The sequence below is a fragment of the Desulfovibrio sp. 1214_IL3152 genome (assembly GCF_036763055.1).
In the GTDB taxonomy this organism is placed as follows: domain Bacteria; phylum Desulfobacterota; class Desulfovibrionia; order Desulfovibrionales; family Desulfovibrionaceae; genus Desulfovibrio.
Genome location: NZ_JBAIYW010000568.1, coordinates 1 through 5,453, shown reverse-complemented (window position 1 = coordinate 5,453; position 5,453 = coordinate 1). Strand labels below are relative to the sequence as shown.

Here is a 5,453-nt window from a genome sequence, read left to right as displayed (position 1 = left end):
TACCACTGGCGGCCCAGGTCGGCCAGGTCGCGCCCGCTCAGGTTCACCGTCTCGCCGCCAGGCAAGGTCACCGGAGCCGAAAATTCCGCCACGCCACGCGGATAGACCACAGAATAGCGACGCTTGCCGCCAAGCTCGGCCCGCCCCGATTTGATAAGGTAAGAAGCCAGACGCTTGCGCACAAGCTGGGTTTCAGTCACGCGGGAGTAGCCTTCAAGGCCGAAAATGAAAAAGTCAAATTCCAGCGCGGCCCTGTGTCCTGATGACAGAATGTTCTCCACTATCTTTTTGGAATAGGGAGAAGCCACAATATCTTCCAGATCCCTCTCGCTGCGCACAAAGCGCGCCGCTATGTCCGTATAGATTTTTCCGCCGCCGGCCAGCAGCACTGCCTTGCCGTTTCCGGTAAATTTTTCATCCAGCATTTCAACTCCTTGCCGCAAAAATGCGCGCGCACCAAGCATAAGCGAAACAGCAGGCCACGGCAAGAAGAACACAAAATCACAAGGCGTCCATTGCGCAGCCCATATGCCACAAGCAGTAAAGCGCCTTGACACAGAGAGTTCAAAACGCCAGAGTGAGAACCGTTTTTCAGCCTTTGCGCTTTTCAGGCTTACCGGTCCCGAAGCCGCCCTTTACGCCGGCGCTGAGCCGGGTACGGCAGAACGGCGTTTTGCCGCAGGCCAGGTAGCATGACGGCGACACAGCATCAGCAGCAAGGAGATCGCATGAGCCAGCATTCCGCATCCCACGACAAACCGGACAGCAAGGGCTTTTTCGGCGCTTACGGCGGCCAGTTTGTTCCCGAACCCGTCAAGGCCCGCCTGGATGAACTGACCGCGGCTATGGAGTCGGCCCTGGCCGACCCCGGCTTCATGAGGGAACTCAATGACCTTTTCATCCATTATACAGGACGCCCCAGCCCGGTCTTTCACTGCGCCAACCTGAGCCACAAACTGGGCGGAGCGCAGATATGGCTCAAGCGCGAAGACCTCAATCACCTCGGGGCGCACAAGATCAACAACACCCTCGGGCAGTGCCTGCTTGCAAAACGCATGGGCAAAAGCCGCATCATCGCGGAAACCGGCGCAGGGCAGCACGGCGTAGCCACAGCCGCCACGGCAGCCCTTATGGGCCTTGAATGCACCATCTGCATGGGCGAAGTGGACATGGAGCGCCAGCATCTCAACGTCATCCGCATGCGCATGCTCGGGGCCGACGTTGTGGCAGCCACATCCGGCCAGCGCACACTCAAGGAGGCCGTGGACGAGGCTCTTGCCCTGTGGGTGGCGGACGACGCCATGTTTTACGTGCTGGGTTCCGCCGTGGGGCCGCATCCCTATCCTTATATGGTACGCCAGTTCCAGTCGGTGGTGGGCAGTGAGGCCCGCACGCAGATGCTTGAAGCCTGCGGCTGCCTGCCTCATGCTGTGCTCGCCTGCGTGGGCGGCGGTTCAAACGCCATCGGCATTTTTTCCGGTTTTGTGAACGATGCGGATGTGCGCCTCATCGGCGTGGAGCCAGGCGGACACGGTACGGACTACGGCCAGCACGCGGCGTCGATTTGCCTTGGCGAACCCGGTGTGCTGCACGGCTTCAATTCCTATATGATCAAGGATGCAACGGGCAATGCCGGAGCGGTGTACTCCATCTCCGCAGGGCTGGATTATCCTTCTGTAGGCCCGGAACACGCCATGCTTAAAGATGCGGGCCGCGCCGAGTATGTCAGCATTACGGACAAGGAAGCCCTGGAAGCCTTCTTCACCCTGTCCCGCCATGAAGGCATCATTCCGGCTCTGGAATCTTCCCACGCTCTGGCGCATGCCGTCAAAATGGCCCCGGGTATGCCCCGTGACGCAGTCCTGCTGGTCAACCTTTCCGGCCGGGGCGATAAGGACGTGGCGCAGGTGGCGGAAATGATGGAAAAAGGCGAAATCTGAAAATCACCGGCGCATGAGGCTGCCAGCCCCTGTAAAAATACCAGAGGGGACAGCGCCGTCGTGCAATGGCCCCTGCAAATTGGCACCGGCAGGAAAAAACACCACAAAACGGCGCTGCGCATCAGCCTGACGCCCGCAAAGGCCATACGGCACACATCAGGAAAGCCGGGGACGCATCCCCGGCTTTCCTCGTATGAGACGAAAATTTTTATACCGCCGAACAACCAGCCATAACAGGTTGGTTTTGCTGCATCCTTGTAAAAGAGGGCCTATTGGGACTAAAATTTTGTCGCGCACAGAAAAAATTTTTCTTCTCTAGATTTCCTTTAACATACAGATTTCCCGGACGATTAATCTTTTTTTCCTTTTATATCCTCTGCCGGGTTAAAATTTTTGCACGAATATGCTTGCAAAGTGTGCGGGGCTTTCCTATAGTTGGCCCGAAGCGGACATCCGCTCCACAGGCGTGTATAGTAAAACGTGTCCTTATGGGCAAAATAAAGGAAGGTTAACCATGAAAAAGATCGCTACTCTTCTGTTGGCGGCCGGTCTGGTGTTCAGTGCTGCCACAGGCGCCAGCGCCATCGACTTCAAGGCCAAAGGCCAGTGGATCATGAGCTTTGACTACGGCATGAACGGCAACTTCACCGGTGGCAACGGCCAGACCGGTTACAACGGCAAAGAAGACGAGTTCGAAGCCAACCAGCGCGTGCGCCTGCAGTTGGACGCCGTAGCCTCCGAATCCCTGTCCGGTACCGTTTTCTTTGAAATCGGCAAGACCACCTGGGGCCAGAACAGCAGCGGCGGCGCCCTTGGCGCTGACTCCAGCAACGCCATCAAACTGAAGAACGCCTACCTTGACTGGATCGTTCCCCAGACCGACCTGAAGGTGCGCATGGGTATCCAGGGCATGGCCCTGCCCAGCTTCACCACCGGCAACAACGTGTTCAACGACGACGTGGCCGGCATCACCGCCGCCTACCAGTTCAACGAAAATGTTGGCGTGACCGCCCTGTGGGCCCGCCCCTGGAACGACAACTTTGACGGCAAGACCATCAACAACGAGAACCGCAGCAACTTCATGGATAACGTGGACGTTGCCGCCCTGCTCGTGCCCCTGACCTTTGACGGCGTGAAAGTGACCCCCTGGGTCATGTACGCCGCCATCGGCCCCAATGCCTTCCGCAGCGGAAACAACTACATCCTTGATGGTTCCAGCAAGGCTCTTGGTACCTCCTGGAAGTACCCCGCTGCCGGCATGTTCCCCGTGGGCGGCGCTCACCACAAGGACGGCAGCTTGGCCTCCAAGAAACTGGATGAGTACGGCAACGCCATTTGGTTTGGCCTGACCGGTGAAGTGACCATGTTTGACCCCATCCGCATCGCGTGGGATTTCAACTACGGTTCCGCTACCTATGATGACAGCCGCCTGAACCGCTCCGGTTGGCTGGCTTCTCTGCTTGCCGAATACAAGCTTGACTGGGCCATCCCCGGCATCTACGGCTGGTACGGTTCCGGCGACAGCAACGATCCGGCCGACGGTTCCGGCCGCATGCCCAGCCTGAGCATAAACAACAATAACAACGGCTTCTCCAACTTTGCCTTCAACGGCAACCCCTACATCGCCCGCGACGCCACCCTTGGCTACAGCATGGCCGGTACCTGGGGCGTGGGCGCGCGCTTGAAGGACATGAGCTTCCTGGAAGACCTGAAGCACACCTTCCGCGTGAACCTGATCGGCGGCACCAACAGCCCCTCCATGGCCAAAAAGATGTCCAGGGCTACCTGGCAGGCTGAACCCTTGGCTGCCAACAGCGGCGGCAACGGCACCATCGGCATGGATCCCCTGTACATGACCACCATGGACTACGCCATGGAAATCGGTCTGACCAACAGCTACCAGATGTACGAAAACTTCACCGTCATGCTTGACGCCGCCTACCTTGCGACCTGGCTTGACCAGTCCAAGTCCGTCTGGGGCAACAGCAAGATGAACGGCAAGTCCGACGAAGTGCGTGACCCCTGGAACGTCAACCTGAGCTTCGTGTACTCTTTCTAAGAAAACACGATCTCTGATTCCGCTCTACAAAGGGGAAGCCGAAAGGCTTCCCCTTTTTTCGTACCCTGCGCACTCCGCCCCGAACAGCCCGGGCCGCTGTGCGCAGCCAAGCCCCCCCCCCACGCCCCGGTGTCTTCAGGTTGGCAAGTGAAGCCGGGATGGTTACTGTATATATGCAGCAGCCCACCGCAGCCAGCCACGGGCGCAGCCGCAGGGCTGTATCTGCAAGGGCTGTACAGGCAAGGGCTGCACAGGCAAGGGCTGCACAGGCAAAGGCTGCACATGAAACTGTCGGCTCCCGCCGGAGAACCCTGCCGTTGAGGACGCATGCTTTCAACAGCGGCAGGGGGTCGGCTTCATATTCCCGCGCGGAAAAGCCGGGCGGCCTCTTCTGGTGCGGACGGCCCCATTGCCCGGCAAAAGAAACACTTTTAACGTACCGTTGCTCCATGCAAAAACCAGAACCAGCCAGCATCCCTCTTTCTCCCGGCGTCTATCTGTACAAGGATGAACGCGGACGCATCATTTACGTGGGCAAAGCCCGTGTTCTGCGCCGCCGCGTACTTTCCTACTTCAGGCCCGAAGGCTTGCCTGCCAAGACAAAAGCCATGCTTTCCCATGCCCGAAGCATCGACTACCTCACCACAACAACGGAAAAAGAGGCTCTGCTTCTGGAATCCAGCCTGATCAAAAAGCACAGGCCCCGCTACAATATTGTCCTGCGGGATGACAAGCAGTACGTGCTGTTTCGGCTCAATCCCAAGCACCCCTTTCCACGTCTTGAAGTCGTGCGTCAGGCCAGACGTGACGGCGCGCGCTACTTCGGCCCGTTCACTTCCGCCCTGTCGGCCCGTGAGACGTGGAAACTCATACACCGCGCCTTTGCCTTGCGCCGCTGTTCCGACAGGGCCATGAAAAACCGTGTGCGCGCCTGTCTGTACCATTTTATGGGCCAATGCCCCGCTCCCTGTATGGATATGGTGACCCCGCAGGAATACAATGAAAACGTGCGCAAGGTCTGCGATCTTCTGCAAGGCCGTGCCGCCCCCCTGCTGGACAGCCTGCGCGAGGCAATGGATCTGGCCTCGGAAGAACTGGAGTTTGAAAAAGCCGCAGTGCTGCGCGACCAGATACGCGCCGTGGAGCGCACTGTGGAGCGACAGGCTGCGGTCTTGCCCGGCGGCGGCGACATGGATGCCGTTGGTCTGTATCAGGCTGACAAAGGTCTTGCCCTGGGCATAGCCTTTGTACGGGGCGGGGCGGTAACGGACGGACGCGCTTTCTACTGGCCCGGCCTGACCTTTGAGGACGCCCCGGAGCTGCTTTGGAGCTTTGTGAGCCAATATTACAGCCAGATCACGCCACCGCCCCGCATCCTGCTGCCCTGGCTGCCCCTCGACATTGAAAGTGCGGATGCCCCGGAAGCTGACGAGGACATGGAAGACGGAGCGGAC

At 58.8% G+C, this 5,453-nt stretch carries 4 protein-coding genes; 3 read left to right on the top strand and 1 reads right to left on the bottom strand.

All coding sequences use genetic code 11. The features are described from left to right. Positions 1-425, bottom strand: a 425-nt coding sequence (locus tag V6C07_RS11925) for an FAD-dependent thymidylate synthase (RefSeq protein WP_333536702.1), incomplete at its 3' end; no start/stop codon positions are given. 303 nt (positions 426-728) lie between these two features. Between V6C07_RS11925 and trpB the strand changes: the two genes are divergently transcribed. The 3 genes from trpB to uvrC form a co-directional block, all read left to right on the top strand. Then, positions 729-1,940, top strand: a complete 1,212-nt coding sequence (gene trpB / locus V6C07_RS11920; RefSeq protein ID WP_333536701.1) for a tryptophan synthase subunit beta — start codon at positions 729-731, stop codon at positions 1,938-1,940. A 514-nt stretch (positions 1,941-2,454) separates the two neighbouring features. Continuing rightward, the gene (locus V6C07_RS11915) at positions 2,455-3,999 is read left to right on the top strand and encodes an outer membrane homotrimeric porin (RefSeq protein WP_333536700.1); all 1,545 of its coding nucleotides are present in this window, start codon (positions 2,455-2,457) and stop codon (positions 3,997-3,999) included. Between the two features lie 449 nt (positions 4,000-4,448). Next, the coding region (uvrC, locus tag V6C07_RS11910; RefSeq protein ID WP_333536698.1) for an excinuclease ABC subunit UvrC at positions 4,449-5,453 on the top strand (1,005 nt) is incomplete at its 3' end.

Excerpts from the sequence above, each read along its gene's own strand:
- trpB (WP_333536701.1), top strand. The coding sequence starts at position 729 with ATGAGCCAGCATTCCGCATCCCACGACAAACCGGACAGCAAGGGCTTT.
- V6C07_RS11915 (WP_333536700.1), top strand. The coding sequence starts at position 2,455 with ATGAAAAAGATCGCTACTCTTCTGTTGGCGGCCGGTCTGGTGTTCAGT.